This window comes from Alteraurantiacibacter aestuarii (assembly GCF_009827405.1).
Classification (GTDB): Bacteria; Pseudomonadota; Alphaproteobacteria; order Sphingomonadales; family Sphingomonadaceae; genus Alteraurantiacibacter; species Alteraurantiacibacter aestuarii.
Map to the genome: position 1 here is coordinate 189,745 of NZ_WTYY01000001.1, position 21,681 is coordinate 211,425.

A 21,681-nucleotide genomic window follows, 5' to 3' on the forward strand; every position below is an offset into this window, starting at 1 on the left:
TCACTGCGCAGGCCCGGCCTCAATTACTTAGCGCTTCAATCACATAATGGTTGTCTGACAGAGCCGCCGTGCGAGTCAAAACCAAATCGCCTTCGGCCAGCAATTGCTCAAATTGCGCCTTCGTCCGCTCGCGGCCGTTCCACAGCATCATGGTCATGTCGCCGTACATCGCGATGGCATGATCGCCGCGTTCCTGCACTGTCTCGGGCAGGATACGCTCGATCAGCAGCACGGTGGCGCCATGATCGCGGGCCGCGGCGCCCACCCGGCGGATGATCTGGCGGGCATGCTCATCATCCCAGTCATGCAGGATATATTTGAGCATGTAGCAGTCTGCCGCATGGGTGATCGGATCGAAGAAACTGCCGCCCACAAAGCGCGCGCGGTCGGCCACGCCCTGCCTGGCAAACAGCGCCTTCGCGCCTTCCTCTGCATGCGGCAGGTCGAGCACGAAGCCGGTTGCGTCCGGCGCGGCTTTGAGCAGTTCGGCCAGCACCATGCCGTGCCCGCCGCCAATATCGGCAAAGCTGGCAAAGCCGGTCACGTCATAGGCCTGCACCGCTTCCGCTGCGAAACGGCGGGAGCTGTCGACCATGGCCTGGTTGAAGATCGCCGCTGCCTTTGCATCATCATTCAGATCGTCAAAACCCTGCGTGCCATAGGCGATGCCTTCGGGCGGGCGGCCCTTGGCCACGCACTCGGTCAGTTGTGCGAAGCTGGGCGACAGTTGCGTGCCGACATGCCGCGCCATGCCGCGCAGGCTCTCTGCATGATCGGCGCGCAGGCGCTGGCCCATTTCGGTCAGCGCAAACGTGCCGTCACCCTTGTCGAGCACGATGCCGATGGATGCGAGCGCGCGCAGGAAGCGTTCCAGATTGGCCGCGTCGGCGTCTATCTTTGCGGCCAGCGTGGCGGCATCCAGCGATGCATCGCCCAGCGCATCGGCCAGACCCAGCCGGGCCGCCGCGCAGATTGCGTGCGGCTTCCAATAGGCCGCGATCATCGCCCGCAGATCAGCTGCCGCGTCACTCATATGCCGAACAGCTTTTCCGCATTGGTCTGGAAGAACTTCTTCTTGGTTGCGGCGCTCATCTCCATGTCGTCCAGCAACTCCACTTCGGCAGGCACGAACTGGTATGGATAATCCATCGCATACATCACCCGGTCCTCACCCATGACCTTCATCATCAATTCGATCGAGGCGGGGGATGGCAGGCCGGAGTTGGTGCCCCAGACATTGTTGCGCATGTAGTAATGCAGCTCATGCTCCAGCGGCTTGAGGCGCTCGTACCGCTTGGAGCGGATGCCTGCGAGATGCATGTAATTGAGCCGGTCGATCCAGAAGGGCAGGCCCTCACAGCCATGCCCCAGCGCCAGTTGCAGGCTGGGGAAGCGGTCAAACACGCCGGTGGTGAGCAGGCGCATGGCGTGGAAGCTGGTCTCCACAGCAAAGCCGAACACCGCGCCTTCAAGGCCGGCATCCACCATCGTGCCGATCATGTCATCAGGCGGGCCTTGCGGGTGGATGTAGAGCGGAATGTCCATATCGGCGCAGGCGCGCAGGATCGGGTCAAACTGCGGCTCATCCAGATAGTGCCCATGCGTGTGGCTGTTCACCTGCACACCGCGAAAGCCCAGCTCCTCCTTGCCGCGTTTCAGCTCGGCGGCAGACCATTCGGGGTCCTGCGGGCAGATGGCGGTCATGCCGTAGAAACGGTCAGGGTATTTCTCGCAGGCCGCGGCCAGCTGGTCATTGGCACGCGAGGCAATGCCCCTGGCTTCCTCCACATCGTGCAGCGACTGCACGCCGGGGCTGGTCAGCGCCAGCACCGCCTTGTCGATGCCGCTCTCATTCATCGCCGCGATCCGCAGCTCTCCCAGATCGAGCAGGCGCTCACGAATGAAGGTGGTGCGCTCGGACGGGCTGGTGCCGTAAAAGCCCCACAGCGAAACCGTGCCCTTGTCCGCGCGGCCTTCCTTCACCAGCCGCAGGATCGCATCCAGCTGTTCCCTGGTGGCAAAGGCTTCTTCGGTGGCGATGCGCAGATAGCCGCGGTCTCCGCCAGTGTTCAGTTCATGGGTCACGGTCAGTCCTTGTCGCGATAGGCAGCGGGCCAGATACCCTGCTTGCCGGGGGAGAGAATGCCGTTCGGATCAAGGCAATCCTTGATCTTCTGGGCGAAGCGCTGCTGCGCATTGTTGTTGAAGTCATACAGAGCCGCCACTTCATCCATGAAGTCCACATGGCTGCGATATTCGCCGTAACCCAGCTTTGCGGCGGGCTCGAGCATGGCCTTTGTGGCCGCATAGGCGCCGCGTGTCTGAGCCTCATCCTTGGTGTCGAACACCACCAGCGCGACGTGGATCATGTGCCGCTTGCCAACGATGATGGCGGCTGAATAATCGAGGCCGTGCGTGTCCAGCACGCCTCTGGTCAAATCCCGGATCGCGCAGCCATCCTTGCCGGAAATCGGCATGGCGCAGGAAAAGCCGATATGGCCGCCTTCCTCGCCGCCATACCAGCGGGTCATGCGGTCCAGCGCCATTGAGGGAATGCCTGCCTGCACCTTGTGATGCGGGTTTTCCAGCTCCGGCAAATTGCGGCCGTCGAACTCCTCGAACATCACGCTGCCGCCGGGAATGGCGGTGAGCGCGGCCTCAATCTTGGCGCGGTTATGCGCCACCACCGGGGCATCGCCATACAGCGCAAAGCGCATCACCCAGCGGCCAAAGCCGGGGGTGGCGGCAATCCTGTCCAGCACTTCATCGGGGATGGCATCCTTGCCGGTGTACCAGTCCTCTCGTCCCCAGAAAGCGGAAGCGGCGCACACCGCATTGATGATCATCGGCTGGTTGGGAATCGTGCCGTCGATCATCAGCGGACGCAGCGCTTCCAGAAAGGCCGGGTAATGCTCCTCATTGTCGAGCATGAACCAGCCGGGCGCATAGACTTCGGGCGCGTGGAACAGGCTGACGCCCATCTTGGTGACCACGCCGTAATTGGACTGGGTGAACAGGCCGTCCATGCTCGGTCCGGCGCTGTTGGGATAGACCAGCCAGCTTCTGGGATTGCTCATCCCGCCCATGCCGGTGCGCATGATGTCGCCATTGGCCAGCACCACTTCCATCCCGCAATGATGGCCGAAATGCTCGCCGACCGGCGTGTAGCCCACGCCGTGTTCCAGCGCATTGCCGATGATGCTGCCGGCGCCAAGATCGGGCACGGACATCCACAGCTTCGATCCGGTGCTCTTGAGATGATCGTACAGGTCGAAGAAGCGCACGCCGGGTTCGACCAGCGCCATGCAGTTTTCCTCATCCACTTCCAGCACGCGGTTCATCCGCCGCAGGGACATGGTGAAGCTGCCCGAAACGCGCGGCGCGCCGCCGCCATAGCCCTTGTTGCGGCCCTGGCTGCTGGTCCACACCGGCGTGCCATGTTCATTGGCGATGCGCAGGACGGCCTGCACTTCCTCCACATTGTCCGGCAGCAGCACCGCGCCGGGCTGGTACCAGTCACCGGGCGGGGCGAAGGGATCGCCGTGGTCGGCCATGCCAGCGGGATCGACGATCACATTTTCAGTGCCCAGCACGCGCTGCATATCGCGAATGGCAGCGTCAAGGCTGCCTGCCGGCATGGTGAAATCGTCCATCGCGTCCTCCCAATCAAACGCCAGTTACTTGCCAGCCACGTGCTGGCTGCGCGGGGATTATTATCCCTCGTGCACGGCCTTGGTCACCATGCAGGCGAGCACGCCCTCAGGGCCGTCCTCGCTGCCGTGGCCAGACCAGCCGACACCGCCAAAGGGCGCATCCGCTCCGCCGATCATGTGGCTGTTGATGCCCACCATGCCAGCGCGGACCTGCGCCGCCAACCGCTGCTGGCGCTTGTAATCGCCGGTCCAGCAATAGGCCGCCAGACCATAGGGCAGGCGGTTTGCCTCGGCGATCATCTCGTCCTCGCTGCGATAGGGGTTGATCAGGGCGACGGGGCCGAACGGCTCCTCATTCATGATGTCTGCATCGAGCGGAATTTCGGACAGGACCGACGGAGCATAGAAATAGCCCTGATTGCCGATGCGCTCACCGCCAGCGCCCAGCTTCGCGCCGCGCTGCACGGCATCGCCGATCAGCCGTTCCATCGCTTCGGGACGGCGCGGATTGGCCATCGGGCCCATGGTGGTGCCATCGACCAGGCCATCGCCCACGACCTGCGCCTTGGCCCCGGCAATAAAGCCGTCGCGGAACTTCTCGAACACATCTTCCTGCACGATGAAGCGCGTGGGGGAGACGCAGACCTGCCCGGCGTTGCGATATTTGCCGCCCACGGCGGTTGCCAGCGCCTTTTCGACGTCGGCATCATCGAACACCAGAACCGGGCCGTGTCCGCCCAGTTCCATGGTGGTGCGCTGCATGTTCTGCGTGGCCAGGCAGGCGAGGTGCTTGCCCACCACGGTCGATCCGGTGAAGGACAGCTTGCGGATGATGGGGCTGCCCAGCAGGTGGCGGCTCACCTCATCGGGCACGCCAAACACCGCCTGTGCCACTTCCTTTGGCAGTCCGGCGTCCAGCAGGCATTGCAGGATGCCCAGCGCTGAAGCCGGAGTTTCCTCGGCGCTTTTCAGGATTACCGAACAGCCTGCGGCCACCGGCGCACCCAGCTTGCGGCCGGGATTGCCGAGCGGGAAATTCCACGGCGCGAAAGCGGCCACCGGGCCAACCGGTTCATGCCGGATGGTGGAGCGCGTGCCTTCGGGCCGCACCAGCTCGCGGCCATAGATGCGGAAACATTCGCCGGCATAGAAATTGAACAGGCCGACATTCATCATCACTTCGATGCGGCTTTCGGCCAGCGGCTTGCCCTCTTCCATCGTGGCGATGCGAGCGAGGTCTTCCTGCCGCTCCACCATCAGGCGCGCGGCGCCCTGCAACACGTTGGCGCGTTCCTGCGGGGTGGACTTGCGCCAGATTGCAAAGCCGCGATCGGCCACTTCCAGCGCGCGGTCCAGATCGGCCGCTTCGGCCAGCGGCAGCTCGGCCAGCGTCTCACCAGTGGCGGGATTGACGACGGGGAAAGTGCGGCGGCCACCGCCCGAAACTTTCTCACCATCGATAATCATGTGGAGGGAGGGATACTGGGTCATCTCGGTTCTCCGTCATCCCGGCCACGAACCGGGCTTGCGTGATTTCTTGCAGGAATTTCTTGTCGCTGCGCGGTGGATGGCGGCCCCTGTCTGTGCAGAGGCCGCCATCGCACTGTCAGTCGTCAGCCAGCAGCCTTGGCCGCGCGTTCGGCATCGCGCCTGGCATCGCCTTCCCAGCGATCGGCAATCATGTCCTCACCCGTGATCGGGTGCTTCATGTGGAACGGCAGCAGCTTGTGCGTGGGCCACAGCCAGTGGTCCTCGATCAGCTCGTCCGGGCCGGCCGGGTCTGCGGGATACAGCGTCTTGGGGAAGGGCACATATTCCGGATCGGTATAGGCCCAGCCGGTTTCGAAATCGGCATGCCAGTGCGGGAAGTAGTTGAGCACCTGGATGCGCCACTTGCCGTCTTCGCCCTTGGTATAGGTGTTTTCGTACAGGCCGCCTTCCCACCACTGGCGCACGCCCAGGCCCTTTTCGGGATCGGCAAAGTCCTTGTGGCGTCCGGCCTGCATCGTGCTGCGGCCGCGCAGGCGCGCGGTCTTGCCGTCGGGATCGATGTCGACGATCGCCTGGATCTGCGGATGGTCGAGCAGGAAGCCGTCCACCGGGCCGTTGTTGTTATGGGTAAAGCGCTTGCGGAAACGGTCGATATACAGCCGCGCCACGCCGGCCTTGCCTTTGTAAACGCCGCCAAAGAAGCGCACTTCGCCATCTTCGGCGAACAGGTCCACCACCTGATCGTACATGCATTTGTCGATCAGATAGCCATACAGATATTGCAGCTTCTTGACGTCCAGCTCGTCCTCACGGACGGTCAGCCGGTGGTCCATTTCGGCCAGCTTGGCTTCAAGCGCGGCGATACGGTCTTCGGACATACGACTCTCCCAATTAGTATGTTTCACTTACAATTGTGGGAGCGCGGCGCGCCTGTCAACGGGGCAATGATCACGCGCATTTCACCTTGCCGCAAATGGCAGACGGTCCATAGTATGCCCGGCATGGGAGAGGAGACCACATGACCCGATATTCAGCCAGTTATGCGCAGGACCGCGCCGAGATTGACGACCTGCTGTCGCGCTATCTGTTCGCGATGGATTACAATGATTTTGATACTTACGCGGATACGTTCACCAAAGATGGCACGCTGGAATTTGCCCGCGGTGCAGTGACCGGGCGCGACAATATCCGCGCCGCGGCCAAGGGCTTCAAGGAAGCGGTGGCGGGCATTTATACCGATGTTGACGGGAACCCTGCCGTGCTGCGCCACGTGCTGTGCCATTCCACCATCCGCGTGGAGGGAGACAAGGCGTGGCACACCGGCATGTGGTTCGAAATGGCCAATGACGGCCCGCGTGAGGCCTCTGGACGTTTCACCCCCACGCTGGGCACTTTCGGCATTTACGAGGATGAGCTGGAGCGCGTGGATGGCGAATGGAAATTCTCCTACCGCAACATCCGCAATGAATTCCTGACCGGGCGCGAAAGCGGTGCGGATAATCCGGTGCTGGCGATGGAAGCCAAGGCTGAAAAGCGGTGAAGCCTGCGTTCAGCCTGACGGGGCTAGTGGCCTTTTCATGAAACGAATCCCTGTTGCTCTGGCCCTGCTGTGCCTGCCTCTTGCTGCATCGGCCCAGACAGTGCCCGCTCCGCCGCCAACTCCGGCGCCCGCTCAGGCGCCCGCTTCTCCAACGGTTAATCTGGAGCAGCGCATGCTGCTGCGCTGCTCGGCCGCCTTTGCGCTGGTCGCCGACCGGCAGCAGCGGGCAGTGGACTGGGCGCTGGCCTATCCGCCGATGGGTGATCGCGGGCGGGAATTCTTCGTCATTTCCTCCGCCCGGCTGATGGATGAGGCGCAGCTGTCTGAAGATGATCTGGCGCAGATGCTGCGGACGGAGGCGCAGGCTCTGCTGGACCAACAGGTGCTGGATGAAATTATGCCCGTATGTCTGCGATTCCTCGATCAATCGGGATTGTGATGCGGGCCGCCATGCTGCAATAGCGTGACCTCGATGTGGCAACTTTACCATTTCTCTTTGTGTCCCTTCAGCCGCAAGACCCGGCTCGCGCTGAGCGAGAAGGGCGTGGCTTATGAACTGAGGCGCGAATATCCCTGGGACGGCAGCGAGGAATTCTATTCGCGCAATCCGGCGGGGCGCACGCCCGTGCTGCACGATCCGGCCCGCGATGTGACGCTGATAGACAGTCAGGCGATCTGCGAATTCTTCGAAGAGACGATCGACAAGACTCCGCTGATCCTGGGCAATGCCGCCCAGCGCGCCGAAATCCGCCGGCTGGTGGCGCTGTTCGATCAGAACTTCTTCGCCGATGTCACCCATCCGCTGATGCATGAGAAGATGAAGAAGCGGCTGATCCTGCGCGCCGCTCCTGATTCGGGCATGCTCAGGAATGCGATGCGGCTGGCGCATGAACACCTGGAATATATTGACTGGCTGGTCGGCAATCGCCGCTGGCTGGCAGGTTCGCAGATGAGCCTGGCGGATTTTGCCGCTGCGGCGCAGATATCGGTCGCAGACTATCTTGGCGGGATCGACTGGGGCGGGCATGATGAGGCGCACGGCTGGTACCGGGTGATGAAAAGTCGCCCCAGCTTCCGCCCGCTGCTGACCGAGAAGATGGAAGGCCTGCCGCCCCCGCGCCACTATGGCGATGTGAACAGCTGAGGCCGCAATTGAACTGCCCAGGAGAGTGTTATGACCGACAAGATTGACCTCACCGACGAGGAATGGCGCGCCAAGCTGAGCCCGGAACAATATGCAATATTGCGCCAGGGCGGCACCGAGCGCGCCTTCACCGGCAAATATGAAAAGAACAAGCAGGCGGGCATGTACAAATGTGCCGGATGCGGCCTGCCGCTGTTCGTCAGCGAGACGAAATATGACAGCGGATCGGGCTGGCCCAGCTTCACCGCACCTGCCGCCAGCGATGCGGTGGTGGCACACCGCGACATGTCGCACGGCATGGTCCGCACCGAAGTCACCTGCGCCCGCTGCCAGGGTCATCTGGGCCATGTTTTCCCCGATGGTCCGGGTGCGGACGGCCTGCGCTACTGCATCAATTCGGCATCGCTGGATTTCAAGCCGGAGGATGGGCCAAGGGATGGGCCAAGGGATGGGTCAGAGGAAAAGTGACGGCAGGCAAGCCAGCTTGCGTTCACGCGACGTTACGAATGGCCTATGCAAGCCGTACAAGGGTTTGATCGCGGGCCATAGGCGTCCGGTTACAAGGTAGTTTGGGCCAGATGGCAGGGAAGCGGGGCTCGCGCTCCAAATCATCGCGAAGCAGGAAGCAGGCTCCCCGGCTGACCGGGAAAGCGCGCGTGTGGGCATGGGTCAGGCGGCTGAGCATGTGGGGCGGCGCGCTGGCGCTGCTGGGCGCAATTGCGCTGGGCACGTCGGTCTTCTTCGCCGCGCGCGGCATGCCGTCCTTTGCCTCGCTGATGAGCAGCCAGAACGGCCAGACCATCATCGTGCGCGCACGCGATGGGTCGGAAATCGTCGCCCTCGGCCCGTCCTACGGCGAATGGCTGCATGACGAGGAAATCCCCGAGATCATGAAGATCGCGATGGTCTCGGTCGAAGATCGCCGCTTCTATTCCCATTTCGGCATCGATCCGCTGGGCCTGGCCCGCGCCGTGTTCAACGCCATGCAGCAGGATCGGCGGGTCAGCGCCACTTCCACCATCACCCAACAGCTGGCGCGCAACGTCTTCCTCAATTCCAACCGCACGTGGGACCGCAAGCTGCGCGAAGCGGTGCTGGCGATGGCGCTGGAATGGAAATTCTCGAAGGAGCAGATCCTCGAGCTGTATCTCAACAAGGTCTATTTCGGCGGCGGCGCCTATGGCGTAGATTCGGCCAGCCGCAAGTTCTTCAGCCATTCCGCGCGGGAGCTTTCCACCGCAGAGGCTGCGATCATCGCCGGGCTGGTGAAGGCGCCCAGCCGCTATTCCCCCACCGCTGATGTGCAGGCCGCAGTCGGCCGCGCCAATGTGGTGCTGGACCAGATGCGCAAATATGGCGGACTGGATGAGCGGGACCTTGCTGCGGTTGACGTGTCCGCAGTCAATCTGCGCGAGGAAGCGGGCCAGAACTCGATCCGCTATTTCACCGATTACGTATTGCCCCAGCTCGATGTGCTGCTGACCAATGACAGCTTTGAGCCGATTGAGGTGTGGACCACCATCGATGTGGGCATGCAGGCGGCGGCCACCAGTGCCATTCAGGCCAATGTGCCCGGCGGCGCGCAGGGTGCGCTGGTCAGCCTTGACCGCGACGGGGCGATTCTGGCGATGGTTGGCGGCACCGATTACATCTCCAGCAATTACAACCGGGCCACCACCGCGGTGCGCCAGCCCGGATCGGCGTGGAAGCTGTTCGTCTATCTGACTGCGCTGGAAGCGGGCTATACTCCCAGTTCGGGCGTGCACGATGTGCCGGTAACGATTGACGGGTGGAGCCCGCGCAATTCCTCCGGGCGCTTCTCCGGCGATATCGATGTGCGCACCGCCTTTGCCTATTCGGTCAACACGGTGGCGGCGCAGCTGGGCAATGAAGTGGGCTTTTCCAATGTTGCCAGCATGGCCCGGCGCTTTGGCATAACTACCCCGATTTCCACCTTCCCGGCGATGGTGCTGGGATCGTCCGAAGTGCGTGTGATTGACATGACCCGGGCGTTCGCCGCCGTTGCCGCGCGCGGCCAGTCGGTTGAGCCCTATGGCATTATCCGCGTGACCAATGCTGACGGGGAGGAGCTGTACAAGCACGAACAGACGCGCAGTTTCACGCTGGTGCCCGATTATGTGGCTGCCGGCATCACCGACCTGCTGCAGACCGCGGTCAACACCGGCACCGGCCGCGCCGCGCAGATCGGCCGTCCCGTGGCCGGCAAGACCGGAACCACCAGTGACAACAAGGATGGCTGGTTCGTCGGCTTTTCCAGCGGCATCACCACCGGCGTGTGGATGGGCCGCGATGACAATGCCGCCGTTCCCGGCCTGCAAGGCGGCACCGCGCCCGCGCGCGCCTTTGCCTCTTACATGCGCTATGCCGTGCGCGACCGGCCGGAGGAGGAGTTCGACACCGACCTGCAATTGCCCGAATGGCAGCTGGAGCCTGATGACGAGTTCTATTTCGGCGAACCGGGTGACTATTATTACATCGACGAGCAGGGCAATCTGATCGAACCGGGGCGTCCCAGCGGCGCGGGCGATCAGGAGATGTTTGACGTCGACGGGGAACGTCAGGGCACCCGGCAGGGCAGTTCTGTCGCTCCGGGCTCCTCGGTTCAGGATATGGGTCTGCCCGATCCGCCACAGGCGGCGAGCGACGATTTCCTGGAGCGGGCCACCGGCGGCACCTTGCCCAGTGGCCAGAACCGGAGGCAGGGCCAGTCAGGCGTGACCGTGCAGAGGGGCGGCGATCCGCCCTGATGCAAACCTGCTGCATTGGCAGCAGCGCGTGAGACAGGAACATCAAACATGAAAAGGCCGCCCTGTGAGGGGCGGCCTTTTCATTGTCGGGGCTTCACTGAAAAGGGAGCGGGGCTAACCGTGCGCCCTTGCCAGTGTATCAGTTTGTCAGTCTTCGGCGTTGAGCCTTACCGGGATCGATTGTTCCGGCCCGTTGCGCAGGCGCACCCGCAGCAGGATCGCCGCGCGTCCTTCGGAACGGGCAGCCTGGATCTTCGCTTCCAGGTCGGCCGGGCTGGTCACCGCGGCATAATCGGCAGAGCTGATGATCACGCCGCGCTGCAGGCCTTTGCGGCCAGCATCGGCATTGGGATCGACGGCGGTCACGACCACGCCGGTCTGATCGCCATCAACGCCAAGCTGACGGGCAATCTGCGGCGTGATTTCGATCACCTGCAAGCCCAGTGCTTCCTCGATCAGGCCGCTGCTCTTGCCGGGGGTGAGGTCCTGCTGGCTCTCATCATCGGGGTTGAACCGCTGGGCGTTGATCTCGTCCTCGCTGGGGCGGCGGCCCACGGTGACCGTGGTCGTGCGGCGCTGGCCATCGCGGATATATTGCACGGGTACACGTGCACCGGGTGCAACGCGCGCGATCAGGAAGGACAGCGAACGGTCACGGGTGACGTCCTGCCCGTTGACAGAGACCACCACGTCACCGGCCTTCAGGCCTGCGTTTTCGGCGGCTTCGCCCGGCTGCACGGACTGGATGAATTCACCGCTGTTTTCCGGAATGCCCAGAGCCTCGGCGAAGTCTTCGTCAACCGGCTGGATCTGTACGCCCAGATATCCGCGCTGGATTTCCTCGCCGTTGATCAGTTGCTGCACGATCGGGGCGGCATCTTCTGCCGGGATCGCCAGACCAATGCCCACGCTGCCGCCAGATGGTGACAGGATGGCATTGTTGATGCCGATCACATTGCCCCGCATGTCGAACAGCGGACCACCCGAATTGCCACGGTTGATGCTGGCATCGGTCTGGATATAGCGGTCGAACGCGCCGCGGCTGCCGGTGGAACGATAGACGGCGGAAACAATGCCGCTGGTCACCGTGCCATCCAGGCCAAACGGGTTGCCGATGGCCAGCACCCAGTCGCCCACGCGGGCCTGGGCGGAATCGCCGAAGCGCACGAAGGGGAATGGTTCCGGGCGGCTGATCTTGAGCACGGCCAGATCGCTCTGTGCATCGGTGCCCACGACTTCGGCGGTATATTCCACGCCATCGGGAAGGGTGACGGTCACCTCCTCCAGCTGCGCCTGTGTTCCGGGCGGGCTGATCACGTGGTTATTGGTGACCACATAGCCATCGGCGCTGACCAGAAAGCCCGAACCCAGCGACTGCGCTTCACGCGTGGTGGGGCCGCCGGGATTGCCGAACAATTCGCCAAAGGGCGTGCCCTGGAAGGGGTTGGTGCTTTCCACCGTAATGCGCTGGCGGGTGGAGATATTGACCACCGCCGGCATCAGCACTTCGGTGAGATCGGCAAAGCTGGCCGGGGCACCTGCCACCGGCACGGCATTTTCGATTCGGATACGCTCATTCTGGGCCACCTGGGCTCCAGCCGGAAAACCGGTAGCGAGGCTGAGTGTTGCTCCACCGAGCAACAGAGCCGCGGTGATGCCGTAAGAATATCGCACTGACTTCACGTCCTTTTGATCCTCTTGGTTGTTTCTCGCCTGCCTCTTTGCATCAGCAGGAAATTGATTCTGTCCCTTTTGGCACATTCAGCGCATTGCTGCTGAACGGCCATTGAACGACAAGTGTAGTCGAAGGCAAAAACGTCTGGCCAACCAGCTGTCCCTGCCCGTTAACGTTGCCCGCGGAACTGGCGCAGATATTCATTGTCTCCGTCCATGATGATGGAGCTTTCGCCTTCGCCGGTTTCGAACGTCCGGCGATAGGACTGCATCGCACGGTAGAAGTCATAGAAATCGGGGTCGCGGCCATAGGCGTCGGCATAGATGCGTGCGGCATTGGCCTGCGCTTCGGCGCGGATGATCTGCGCATCCCTGGCGCCCTGCGCGCGGATCGTCGCCGCCTCTTCCGCACGGTCGGTTTCCATGCGGGTGAAGGCTGCATCGAGCGGACGGCCCTCGGGCAGGTCGGCGCGCTTGATCCGCACGTCGAGAACCTGCGCACCATATTGCCGGGCCTGGCGGTCCAGCGCGTCGCGGATATTGGCCATCGCCGTGCCACGCTCTGCATTGATCAGCGAGGCGAAGGGGCGGCGGCCAAGTTCCTGGCGCAGCACCGATGTCAGGATCGGCGAGAGCTGGATACGCAGCTGCTCCTCGGTCCCGGCGCTTTGCACCATGGCCACCGGATCGATGATGCGGAAGCGGGCATAGGCATCCACCTGCAAGCGCTGCTGATCGTTGGACAGCACCTGCTGGCGCTCCATATCCAGATCGAGCACGCGCCGGTCAACGAACTGCACCCGCTCCAGGATCGGCAGGCGCCATGATACGCCGGCGTCGGTCTGGCCAAAGGTCTTGGTCGGATCGAAGCGGTTGATCACGCGCACCGGTTCACCCGTGCGGATCACCACCGCCTGATGCGTTTCGGGCACGATCACCATGGTGCTGAGCGCGGCGATGACCGCCACGACTGCCGCGATGATGGTCAGCTTGTGATTTTCCCACATGTTACTGACCCCCCGTTGCAGGCGGTGTGGCAGCCGCTTCTCTGGTCCGGCGGCGCAATTCGGGCAGCGGCAGATATGGCGTCACGCCATCGGCCTCCACAATCGTCTTGTCGGTTCCTGACAGCACGCTTTCCATTGTCTCGTAATAAAGGCGGCGGCGCGTCACTTCGGGCGCCAGTCGGTACTGGTCATAGATCTGGATGAATTCCTCGGCGTCGCCCTGTGCACGGTTGAGCCATTGCTGCGCATCGGCGCGCGCGCGGTTCATCGCCGCATCGGCATCCTGCTGGGCCGAGGACACGTCCTTGAACGCCTCTTCCACCCGCGCTGGCGGATCGGTCTTGTTGATTTCGATACCCTGCACGGCAATGCCGGAGCGATAGGCATCGAGGATCGCCTGCATGTTGGAGAGCACCTGCTGTTCAATCTCGGCACGGCCGGCACCGGTCAGCACCGTGTCCAGCTCATGCTCTGCCACGGCGGCGCGCATGGTGGCCTCTGCCACTTCGCGCATCGTGTCATTGGGATCGGCCAGCTGATAGCGATAGAGCGACAGGTCCTTGATGTTCCAGCGAATGAGATAGGACAGGTCGACCAGATTCTGGTCCGACGTCAGGATCAGCTTTTCATTGGTGTCGCCGGGAATTTCCTCGGACCGGATCTGGCTTACATTCTCGATATCGACCATCTGGATCGGCCACGGCATGGTGGCGTTTGTGCCCGGGTCCAGCGTGTCGCTGAACTTGCCGCCGAACCAGGTGACAACACCCTGTTCGCGCGGCTGCACGAAGTGAATGCTGGATACGCCAATCCACACCAGCACGATGGCTGCGATGGCGAGCGGGAACCAGCTCTTGCCGCCGGGGCGCTGCGGGATGCGGAAACCGGGTCCCCCAGAGCCACCTCCACGACGCGGACCTTCCGGGCCGCGATTGCGGAACAGGTCTTCTATCGATGCAGAACGACGCGGACGGTCGGGCGTGTCGCCATCACCCGATCCACCGCCGGGCAGCCAGGGATTGCGCGGGCCGCGCGGAGCATCGTCCCCGCCGCCGCCTGGCTCTCCACCAATGCCGCCGCCATTGCTGCCATCACCACTGCCGCTTTGGCCATTGCCATCATCGCCGCTACCCGGCTTGCCCCAGGGGCTGCGCTTGCCAGCCATCGCCAATGCGATCCTCTCGAATAACCCGCCCGATCTTTCCATAGTCCCTTCTATAGGCAGCAAATCGGCAAAAAACAGGGTTCGCGGAAAATTCGCATGGCTGAGCGCAATTTTCGCTGCGCCCGGCGCGTTCTGCCGCTAGCAGGGGCGCCATGAGCAACACTGACACAATCACCAAAGCCATTCCCGCCCAGATCGCCCCCATGATCCGCTCGGTCAAATTCACCGACGGCGTGGCCACGATCATCGCCGATGCCGGAGGGCTGGGCCGTTCCGCCGCCGCCCATCTGCAAAAGGAACTGGAGGCCGCCGTGGGCGCTGTCGAAGGCGTATCCGAAGTGCGCGTGGCGTTGATGGCGGACAAGGTGAAGCGCCGCATCATCGCCGTGGGATCGGGCAAGGGCGGGGTGGGCAAGTCCACGCTGACCGCCAATCTTGCCGTCGCGCTGGCGCGGCTGGGGCGCAAGGTCGGCGTCGTCGATGCCGATATCTATGGCCCCAGCCAGGTCATGCTGCTCGATCCCGCACGCCAGCGGCCCAAGGCCGAAGGCAACACGCTGATTCCGGTGGAGAGCGAATTTGGCGTGAAGCTGCTGTCGATGGCGCAGCTGGTCGAAGGCGGAAAGGCGATTGCCTGGCGCGGTCCGATGGTCGGTCAGGCGCTGACACAGATGATGGAAGCGGACTGGGGCGATGCCGAACTGATCCTGGTCGACTTGCCGCCGGGCACGGGCGACGTGCAGCTGACCATGCTGCAGAAGTTCAAGCCGGCCGGCGCGGTGATCGTATCCACCCCGCAGGATCTGGCGCTGATCGATGCCGCCCGTGCGATGGATCTGTTCCGTCAGTCGGAGATTCCGGTAGTCGGTCTGGTGGAGAACATGGCCGGCTATATCTGCCCGCATTGCGGCGAGCTGTCCGATCCGTTCGGCGCAGGCGGTGCCGAAGTGGCGGCGCAGGCGATGGGGCATGATTTCCTTGGCCGCGTGCCACTGCACATGGCCATTCGCGTATCCAGCGACACTGGCCAGCCGCCCGCTGCCAATGATGGCGAACAGGGCAAGGCCTTTATCGAGATTGCCGCCAAGCTCGCCGCATGGCTGGACGCGAGCGCGGCTTGAAGGCAAGCTGCGCGCGAAGAGGATGCCAGCTCTATGAAGTCAGCCCAATGAAGTCAGCCCAATGAAGCGGAACCCGTGAAGCTTACCAGACGCTCTGTCATGGTTGGCTCTGCCATTGGCGGCGGCCTGCTGGTTGCATGGTCGCTGGTGCCGCGCAGCTATGACAGCCCGCTGGAACCTGCGCGCGGGGAAACGGCGTTCGATGCGTGGCTGAAAATTGCCGAGGACGGGGTCATCACCGTGGCCGTGCCGCAGCTGGAAATGGGCCAGGGCATCACCACGCTGCTGCCGCAGATCGTGGCGATGGAACTGGGGGCGGACTGGCGGCAGGTGGGCGTGGAGCCTGCCCCTGTCAGCGGGGCCTATGCCAATATGCCGCTGGCGGCGTACTGGTCCCCCCTGTGGCATCCTGCCATTCCTGCCCTGGCAGACGAGCCGGATGATTTCCTGCTGCGCCGCTGGGCAGAAGACAATCGCTTCACTGCCACCGCCGATGGCACATCGCTGGCCGCGTTCGAACTGTCCTGCCGCAAGGCCGCCGCTGCCGCGCGCGCCATGCTGCAAATGGCGGCGGCGGAGCGATGGGATGTCTCATGGGAAGAATGCGACACCAACGCCGGCTTCGTGATCCACGGCGAGGATCGCCTGTCCTTTGGCGAACTGGCGGCGGAAGCGGGTGAATTTTCCCCGCCCGATCCGCCGCCCCTGCGTAGCGAACCGCCAAGGGACGTGGCCATCGGATCTGCGCTGGCCGCTGGCGGCGATGATGACGCCGGGCGCGAGATTCCTTTCCCCCGCCTCGACCTGCCGTCCAAGGTCGATGGCTCCTATCTGTTTGCCGGGGACATCCGCCTGCCCGACATGGTCTATGCCGCCATCCGCCACGGTCCGCGCGATCAGGCGGAGCTGGTCGGCTATGACCTGGAAAAAGTGGCCGGCATGACCGAACTCGTCGGCGTCATTCGCGGCAAGAGATGGCTCGCCGCCGCGGCCAGCAACTGGTGGGCGGCGGAACAGGCGCTGGAAGCGATGGCCCCGCGCTTTGCTGCCGAGAATGTCGTCCGCACTGAACGGCTGGTGGCCGCGCTGGATGATGGCGTGCGGCGCGGCGCGGGCGTGCTGATTGCGCAAAGCGGCGCGGGTGACGAGGGGTATCGGCCCGATTTTGCCCTGCGCTATGATATCGAACCGGCGGTCCATGGCACGATTGAGACCACCTGCGTCACTGCGCGGCTGGCCGATGGCAAGCTGGAACTGTGGATGGCCAGCCAGGCACCCGAAGCCGCGCGCGCGGCGGCGGCCAAGGCGCTGGGCATATCGCGGGGCGATGTGGTGCTCTATCCGATGCCGGCCGGGGGCAGTTTCGACCGGCGGCTGGAGCATGAACAGGCGATAGAGGCGGCGCTGATTGCGCGGGAGATCGATCTGCCGGTGCAACTGGTCTGGTCGCGCGAAGAGGAACAGCTGGCGCTCAATCCGCGCCCGCCCGCAGCGGGCCTGCTGGGGGCGGAGATTTCCGCCGATGGCCGCATCACCGCCATGCGCCTGCGAATTGCCACGCCGCCTGCCGCGCAGGAATTCGGTCGCCGGCTGTTTGACAACCAGACCAGCTGGGCCGCGATAGAGGCGGTTGCCGGAATGGGCGATCCGATGGCGGTGGAAGGCGCGGTGCCGCCCTATGCTATCCCCGATCTGGCGGTCTATCACGTGCCGGTGACGCTGCCTTTGCCCAGCGGGCGGATGCGCGGCAATGCTCACGGCCTGACCTGCTTCATGATCGAAAGCTTCATCGATGAAGTGGCGCAGCGGCATGAGCAGGAGCCGATGTCCTACCGCATTTCCATGCTGGGCGGCGATCTGCGGCTGGCCGAATGCCTGCAACGCGCCGCGCGTCTGGCGCAGTGGGATGGCGGCGCGCGCGGGACCGGGCAGGGCATCGCCTGCCACCGGATTGATCGGCTGGGCAATGCCGGGCGCATCGCCGTGGTCGCCACCGCCACTGCCGGTGAAGGCGGCGTGCGCGTCAGCCGCATTGCCGCTGCTGTCGATATCGGCCGCGTGGTCAATCGCGACATTGCCCTGCAACAGATAGAAGGCGGCCTGATGTTCGGCCTCGCGCTGGCGCTGGGCAGTGCCACCGAATATGACGAAGGGCGCCCGGTGGCCAATCGCCTGTCCGCCCTGTCTCTGCCCACGCTGGAAGACACGCCTGAAATTTCGATCGACCTGGTGGAAAGCAATGGCGAGCCATTCGATCCGGGCGAGATTGGCGTTCCGGCCATCGCCCCGGCCATTGCCAATGCGCTTTTTTCGGCGACCGGCCTGCGCCTGCGCCGCCTGCCCCTGCTCTCCGGCGGGCTATAGCCGCAAGGCGGTAGTGCAAACATGGCGATTGGCGTTAAAGGCTGCGCATGACCTGGCAGAAACAACAGCTTCCCGCAGACCATCCCCCCGTCAAGAGCGGGCGCGTTGGCGTCCTGCTTGTCAATCTGGGCACGCCCGATGCGCCCACACCCGGCGCGGTGAAGCGCTATCTGGCGCAGTTCCTGTCCGATCCGCGCGTGATCGAAATTCCCAAACTGGTCTGGCAGCCGATCCTGCGCGGCATCATTCTCAACACAAGGCCCAAGAAGTCCGCCCATGCCTATAGCCAGGTGTGGACTGAAAAGGGCTCTCCCCTGGCGGCGATCACGGCAGAGCAGGCGGAGAAACTGCAGCCGCGCCTGGGTGATGGCGTGCAGGTGGAATGGGCCATGCGCTATGGCAATCCATCAATCCCGGACAGGCTGAAGGCGATGATGGCGGACGGGTGCGAGCGGATTTTGCTGGCTCCGCTCTATCCGCAATATTGCGCCGCCACCACCGCCACCGTGGTGGATGAGGCAGCCGATACGCTCAAAGCCATGCGCTGGCAGGCATCCTTGCGCACCTTGCCGCCCTATCATGATGAACCCGCCTATATCGATGCGCTGGCAAAGGATCTGGGCGCGCAACTGGATGCGCTGGCCTTCGCGCCCGAAGTGCTGCTGCTCAGCTTTCACGGCATGCCGGCGCGGACACTGGACCTTGGCGATCCCTATCACTGCCATTGCCGCAAGACCGCGCGCCTGCTGGAAGCGGCGCTGGCGCGGCCGCAATTGCGCGTGCTGACCACATTCCAGAGCCGCTTTGGCCGCGCCAAATGGCTGGAGCCGGCCACGGACACCACGCTGGAGGAAGAGGCCGCCCGGGGCACGCGGCGCCTCGCCATTGCCGCGCCGGGCTTCTCCGCCGATTGCCTTGAGACGCTGGAAGAACTGGCGATCCGGGGCAAGGAGCAGTTTACCGAGGCGGGCGGGGAGGAATTTGCCGCCCTTTCCTGCCTCAACGCTGGTGAGACCGGCATGGATATGCTTGAGGTGCTGATCAGGCGCGAACTGGCGGGCTGGATTTGAGGCATCTTGCCTCCCGGAATTATCCTTGAACGAATATCTCCTCCTCTTTGCAGTCGTTTTCGCGATCAATCTGATGCCCGCATTCGGACCGCCGACATGGTCGGTGATCGTGATGTTCGGCATCAGTTCGAACCTGCCCCTGGTGGGGCTGGTGCTGACAGGCGCTTTCGCTGCCGCGCTGGGGCGTTACCTGCTGGCGCATGGTTTCCGCCTGCTGGCAAATTATGTGTCGCAAAAGACCAAGGCCAATCTCGCTGCCGCGCGCGCGGCATTTGAACGCAGGAGTCATCGCGGCATTCTGGCGCTGGGCCTGTTCGCTCTCTCGCCCGTGCCATCGGCGCAATTGTTCGCCGCCATCGGCCTTGCCGGCGTGCGCATCTTCCCTTTCACGCTGGCGTTCTTTTCCGGGCGGCTGGTTTCCTATTCGATCTATGCCAGTTCGGCTGCCGTGATCGAGAAATACACGCTGAGCGATGCCTTCATGGACGGGCTCACCAGCCCGATCGGCATTGGCCTGCAGGTGTTGATGCTGGCAGGGCTGGTGGCCCTGGCGCGGGTGGACTGGGCGAAATATTTCGGCCCCCCGGAAGAGGCCCCCGAAACGCCAGCCAAGGATTAGCGATCAGAAATCGATCGCGATGCCGTCCTTCACCCAGTCGCCATAGCGGGTGGGGCTGAGCTCTTCGTCCACAACGGCCGCCTGCGGCTTGGGCGGCGGGTCATTGCTCCAGTGTGCAGGCTTTATGAAGCCTTCAGGGCGTTTTGTGGCGCGCTTGATCATGGGTGCAGACATGGGCGCACTGGCGCGGCGATGCAATGCCTCCTAAGGGCGGCATCATGAACCAGACCACCGATAGCCACGCCAAGAATCCTCCCGGACTGCCCGCCCGCCGCGCGGCGCTCAAATTGCTCGATGCCGTTTTGCGCCGGGGCGAGACGCTCGATCAGGCCGAAAGCTCCGCCACGCGCGGTGTGCATGAATTTGCCGATCGCGCGCTGGCCCGCGCCATTGCCGGCGACGTGCTGCGCTGGCTGGTCGATCTGGATGCGCTGATAGACAGCGCCACCCGCAACCGCCTGGCCGATGATGCCAAGCCGCGCATGGTGCTGCGCATGATGCTGGTGCAATGGCTCCGGCTGGATACGCCGCCCCATGCGGTTATCGCCACCGGCCTGCCGCTGCTGGCAGGTGGACCAAGACGACTGGCGCACGGGGTGTTCTCCACCCTCGCCCGGCGCGAGGTGAAGCTGCCCGACGTGCCGACCCTGCCAGAGGAAGTGGCGGCGCGCTGGGGCGAACATGCCGATGCCATCGCCGCCGCCATCGCCCAACCCCCGCCGCTGGACCTGACGCTGCGCGATCCTGCCGAGACCGACAAATGGGTGGCCGAGCTGGAAGGGGAAAGCCTTGCGCCCGGCCATGTGCGCATTGCGCGCGGAGCGGCGATTGCCAAGCTGCCCGGCTATGGCGAAGGTGCCTGGTGGGTGCAGGATCTGGCCGCAACATTGCCCGCCCGTCTGCTGGGTGCGGGCGAGGGACGCAGCGTGCTCGATCTGTGCGCGGCACCGGGTGGCAAGACGCTGCAACTGGCCGCCGCCGGCTGGAAAGTCACCGCGCTGGACAAGAGCGTCGGGCGGCTGGAAATCCTGCGCCAGAACCTGGAGCGGACCGGGCTGGAAGCGCAGGTTCTGTGCGCCGATGCGCTGGAATGGGAAGCGCCCGAACAGTTCGATGCCATCCTGCTCGATGCGCCGTGCACCGCCACCGGCACCTGCCGCCGCCATCCCGACGTGATCCACCGCATCGGCCTGCGCCAGCTGGAAGAAATGGTCGAGATTCAGGAAGCGCTGATCACCCGTGCAGCGGGCTGGCTCAAGCCGGGCGGGCGGCTGGTCTATGCCACCTGCTCGCTGGAGGAGGAGGAAGGCGAGGAGCATGCGGAGCGCATTGGTCTGGAACCCGATCCGATAACCGCCCAGGAACTGCCTGCGGGCCTTCAGCCCACGCCCGAAGGCTGGCTGCGCACGCACCCCGGCATGCTGGCGGACAAGGGCGGGATGGACGGTTTCTTCGTCGCCCGCTGGCGGATGGCCTAGGCCTTCACCTTATTGGCAAAGCTCTTGCGCAGCTTCATCAGCTTGGGCGGGATTACGGCGAGGCAGTAGGGATTGCGCTGGCCTTCGCCTGCCCAATATTCCTGGTGGTAATCCTCCGCCGGATACCACGTTGCCATCGCTTCGATGGTGGTGACGGCGGTGGCATCATGGCCTGCATTCCAGCGCGCGATGGCGGCTTCAGCCTCGGCGCGCTGATCGTCCGACAACGGGAAGATGGCGCTGCGATATTGCGTGCCCACGTCATTGCCCTGCCGGTTGAGCTGGCTGGGATCATGCGTGCCCATGAACATGTCATAGATCTCCGCGAGTGAGACCACGCCCGTATCGAAGGTCACCCGGATCGCTTCTGCATGGCCGGTGCTGCCCGAACAGACCTGCTTGTAGGTCGGATTGTCGACATGGCCGCCGATATAACCGCTCTCGGCGCTCTGGACGCCGATCACGTCCTTGAACACCGCTTCGGTGCACCAGAAACACCCGCCGGCAATGATTGCCTGTTCGCTCGCCATCAAACTCGTCTCCTTTGCTGACCCGCAAGATGGGGAGTCGAAACGAGCTTGTCATCC

The 21,681-nt window shown here is 63.8% G+C and carries 20 protein-coding genes; 10 read left to right on the plus strand and 10 right to left on the minus strand.

The features are described from left to right. Positions 1 to 19: 19 nt before the first annotated feature. The 5 genes from GRI32_RS00865 to GRI32_RS00885 all read right to left on the minus strand — a co-directional run bounded on the left by GRI32_RS00865 (position 20) and on the right by GRI32_RS00885 (position 6,022). The gene (locus tag GRI32_RS00865; RefSeq protein WP_160589245.1) at positions 20 to 1,033 is read right to left on the minus strand and encodes a methyltransferase; all 1,014 of its coding nucleotides are present in this window, start codon (positions 1,031 to 1,033) and stop codon (positions 20 to 22) included. Next, positions 1,030 to 2,085 (minus strand): amidohydrolase family protein, encoded by a 1,056-nt coding sequence (locus GRI32_RS00870; RefSeq protein ID WP_160589246.1) that lies wholly within the window; start codon positions 2,083 to 2,085, stop codon positions 1,030 to 1,032. The genes GRI32_RS00865 and GRI32_RS00870 overlap by 4 nt, the downstream gene beginning before the upstream one ends. A gap of 2 nt (positions 2,086 to 2,087) precedes the next feature. Beyond that, positions 2,088 to 3,653: an FAD-binding oxidoreductase gene (locus GRI32_RS00875; protein WP_160589247.1), complete on the minus strand. Its 1,566-nt coding sequence runs from the start codon at positions 3,651 to 3,653 to the stop codon at positions 2,088 to 2,090. Positions 3,654 to 3,713: 60 nt separating this feature from the next. Next, complete coding sequence (locus GRI32_RS00880) at positions 3,714 to 5,144, minus strand: NAD-dependent succinate-semialdehyde dehydrogenase (RefSeq protein WP_160589248.1); 1,431 nt, start codon at positions 5,142 to 5,144, stop codon at positions 3,714 to 3,716. 122 nt (positions 5,145 to 5,266) lie between these two features. Next, entirely contained in the window at positions 5,267 to 6,022 is a 756-nt protein-coding gene (locus GRI32_RS00885; protein ID WP_160589249.1) for a nuclear transport factor 2 family protein, read from the minus strand. Between the two features lie 140 nt (positions 6,023 to 6,162). Between GRI32_RS00885 and GRI32_RS00890 the strand changes: the two genes are divergently transcribed. The 5 genes from GRI32_RS00890 to GRI32_RS00910 all read left to right on the plus strand — a co-directional run bounded on the left by GRI32_RS00890 (position 6,163) and on the right by GRI32_RS00910 (position 10,596). After that, entirely contained in the window at positions 6,163 to 6,684 is a 522-nt protein-coding gene (locus GRI32_RS00890) for a nuclear transport factor 2 family protein (RefSeq protein ID WP_160589250.1), read from the plus strand. Between the two features lie 37 nt (positions 6,685 to 6,721). Next, positions 6,722 to 7,123, plus strand: coding sequence for a hypothetical protein (locus GRI32_RS00895; RefSeq protein WP_237437300.1), 402 nt, complete (start codon positions 6,722 to 6,724; stop codon positions 7,121 to 7,123). Between the two features lie 33 nt (positions 7,124 to 7,156). Further along, positions 7,157 to 7,828: a glutathione S-transferase family protein gene (locus tag GRI32_RS00900; protein WP_160589251.1), complete on the plus strand. Its 672-nt coding sequence runs from the start codon at positions 7,157 to 7,159 to the stop codon at positions 7,826 to 7,828. Between the two features lie 30 nt (positions 7,829 to 7,858). Continuing rightward, positions 7,859 to 8,296 (plus strand): peptide-methionine (R)-S-oxide reductase MsrB, encoded by a 438-nt coding sequence (gene msrB / locus GRI32_RS00905; RefSeq protein ID WP_160589252.1) that lies wholly within the window; start codon positions 7,859 to 7,861, stop codon positions 8,294 to 8,296. A gap of 110 nt (positions 8,297 to 8,406) precedes the next feature. After that, the gene (locus GRI32_RS00910; protein ID WP_160589253.1) at positions 8,407 to 10,596 is read left to right on the plus strand and encodes a transglycosylase domain-containing protein; all 2,190 of its coding nucleotides are present in this window, start codon (positions 8,407 to 8,409) and stop codon (positions 10,594 to 10,596) included. Positions 10,597 to 10,743: 147 nt separating this feature from the next. Here the strand turns inward: GRI32_RS00910 and GRI32_RS00915 are convergent, their stop codons facing one another. The 3 genes from GRI32_RS00915 to hflK all read right to left on the minus strand — a co-directional run bounded on the left by GRI32_RS00915 (position 10,744) and on the right by hflK (position 14,442). After that, positions 10,744 to 12,270 carry a Do family serine endopeptidase gene (locus GRI32_RS00915; protein ID WP_160589254.1) on the minus strand — a complete coding sequence of 509 codons (1,527 nt, stop codon included), beginning with the start codon at positions 12,268 to 12,270 and terminating at the stop codon, positions 10,744 to 10,746. Positions 12,271 to 12,440: 170 nt separating this feature from the next. Next, positions 12,441 to 13,277, minus strand: coding sequence for a protease modulator HflC (gene hflC / locus GRI32_RS00920; RefSeq protein ID WP_160589255.1), 837 nt, complete (start codon positions 13,275 to 13,277; stop codon positions 12,441 to 12,443). A gap of 1 nt (position 13,278) precedes the next feature. Further along, entirely contained in the window at positions 13,279 to 14,442 is a 1,164-nt protein-coding gene (gene hflK, locus GRI32_RS00925) for a protease modulator HflK (protein WP_160589256.1), read from the minus strand. Positions 14,443 to 14,594: 152 nt separating this feature from the next. Here hflK and GRI32_RS00930 point away from each other — a divergent pair, with 152 nt between their 5' ends. From GRI32_RS00930 to GRI32_RS00945, 4 genes are all read left to right on the plus strand, one after another. Then, entirely contained in the window at positions 14,595 to 15,563 is a 969-nt protein-coding gene (locus GRI32_RS00930) for an Mrp/NBP35 family ATP-binding protein (protein WP_160589257.1), read from the plus strand. A gap of 75 nt (positions 15,564 to 15,638) precedes the next feature. Next, positions 15,639 to 17,927, plus strand: a complete 2,289-nt coding sequence (locus tag GRI32_RS00935; protein ID WP_160589258.1) for a molybdopterin cofactor-binding domain-containing protein — start codon at positions 15,639 to 15,641, stop codon at positions 17,925 to 17,927. A 47-nt stretch (positions 17,928 to 17,974) separates the two neighbouring features. Continuing rightward, on the plus strand, positions 17,975 to 18,997 hold the full coding sequence (hemH, locus tag GRI32_RS00940) for a ferrochelatase (RefSeq protein ID WP_160589259.1): 1,023 nt from the start codon (positions 17,975 to 17,977) through the stop codon (positions 18,995 to 18,997). A gap of 25 nt (positions 18,998 to 19,022) precedes the next feature. Next, the gene (locus GRI32_RS00945) at positions 19,023 to 19,616 is read left to right on the plus strand and encodes a hypothetical protein (protein WP_160589260.1); all 594 of its coding nucleotides are present in this window, start codon (positions 19,023 to 19,025) and stop codon (positions 19,614 to 19,616) included. 3 nt (positions 19,617 to 19,619) lie between these two features. Here the strand turns inward: GRI32_RS00945 and GRI32_RS00950 are convergent, their stop codons facing one another. Then, positions 19,620 to 19,778: a DUF1674 domain-containing protein gene (locus GRI32_RS00950; RefSeq protein ID WP_160589261.1), complete on the minus strand. Its 159-nt coding sequence runs from the start codon at positions 19,776 to 19,778 to the stop codon at positions 19,620 to 19,622. Between the two features lie 56 nt (positions 19,779 to 19,834). On the opposite strand from GRI32_RS00950, the gene GRI32_RS00955 reads away from it, so the two are divergent. Then, positions 19,835 to 21,094 carry an RsmB/NOP family class I SAM-dependent RNA methyltransferase gene (locus tag GRI32_RS00955; protein WP_160589262.1) on the plus strand — a complete coding sequence of 420 codons (1,260 nt, stop codon included), beginning with the start codon at positions 19,835 to 19,837 and terminating at the stop codon, positions 21,092 to 21,094. Here GRI32_RS00955 and msrA read toward each other — a convergent pair. Further along, a complete protein-coding gene (msrA, locus tag GRI32_RS00960) occupies positions 21,091 to 21,624 on the minus strand; it encodes a peptide-methionine (S)-S-oxide reductase MsrA (protein ID WP_160589263.1) in 534 nt (177 codons plus the stop codon). The two genes, GRI32_RS00955 and msrA, sit on opposite strands and share 4 nt — an antisense overlap. Between the last annotated feature and the right edge of the window lie 57 nt (positions 21,625 to 21,681).

What these genes read in the sequence shown, in the direction of transcription:
- GRI32_RS00865 (WP_160589245.1), bottom strand. Translation starts at nt 1,033, where the DNA reads ATGAGTGACGCGGCAGCTGATCTGCGGGCGATGATCGCGGCCTATTGG.
- GRI32_RS00875 (WP_160589247.1), bottom strand. Translation starts at nt 3,653, where the DNA reads ATGGACGATTTCACCATGCCGGCAGGCAGCCTTGACGCTGCCATTCGC.
- GRI32_RS00880 (WP_160589248.1), bottom strand. Translation starts at nt 5,144, where the DNA reads ATGACCCAGTATCCCTCCCTCCACATGATTATCGATGGTGAGAAAGTT.
- GRI32_RS00885 (WP_160589249.1), bottom strand. Translation starts at nt 6,022, where the DNA reads ATGTCCGAAGACCGTATCGCCGCGCTTGAAGCCAAGCTGGCCGAAATG.
- GRI32_RS00890 (WP_160589250.1), top strand. Translation starts at nt 6,163, where the DNA reads ATGACCCGATATTCAGCCAGTTATGCGCAGGACCGCGCCGAGATTGAC.
- GRI32_RS00895 (WP_237437300.1), top strand. Translation starts at nt 6,722, where the DNA reads ATGAAACGAATCCCTGTTGCTCTGGCCCTGCTGTGCCTGCCTCTTGCT.
- GRI32_RS00900 (WP_160589251.1), top strand. Translation starts at nt 7,157, where the DNA reads ATGTGGCAACTTTACCATTTCTCTTTGTGTCCCTTCAGCCGCAAGACC.
- msrB (WP_160589252.1), top strand. Translation starts at nt 7,859, where the DNA reads ATGACCGACAAGATTGACCTCACCGACGAGGAATGGCGCGCCAAGCTG.
- GRI32_RS00910 (WP_160589253.1), top strand. Translation starts at nt 8,407, where the DNA reads ATGGCAGGGAAGCGGGGCTCGCGCTCCAAATCATCGCGAAGCAGGAAG.
- hflC (WP_160589255.1), bottom strand. Translation starts at nt 13,277, where the DNA reads ATGTGGGAAAATCACAAGCTGACCATCATCGCGGCAGTCGTGGCGGTC.
- hflK (WP_160589256.1), bottom strand. Translation starts at nt 14,442, where the DNA reads ATGGCTGGCAAGCGCAGCCCCTGGGGCAAGCCGGGTAGCGGCGATGAT.
- GRI32_RS00930 (WP_160589257.1), top strand. Translation starts at nt 14,595, where the DNA reads ATGAGCAACACTGACACAATCACCAAAGCCATTCCCGCCCAGATCGCC.
- hemH (WP_160589259.1), top strand. Translation starts at nt 17,975, where the DNA reads ATGACCTGGCAGAAACAACAGCTTCCCGCAGACCATCCCCCCGTCAAG.
- GRI32_RS00950 (WP_160589261.1), bottom strand. Translation starts at nt 19,778, where the DNA reads ATGATCAAGCGCGCCACAAAACGCCCTGAAGGCTTCATAAAGCCTGCA.
- GRI32_RS00955 (WP_160589262.1), top strand. Translation starts at nt 19,835, where the DNA reads ATGAACCAGACCACCGATAGCCACGCCAAGAATCCTCCCGGACTGCCC.
- msrA (WP_160589263.1), bottom strand. Translation starts at nt 21,624, where the DNA reads ATGGCGAGCGAACAGGCAATCATTGCCGGCGGGTGTTTCTGGTGCACC.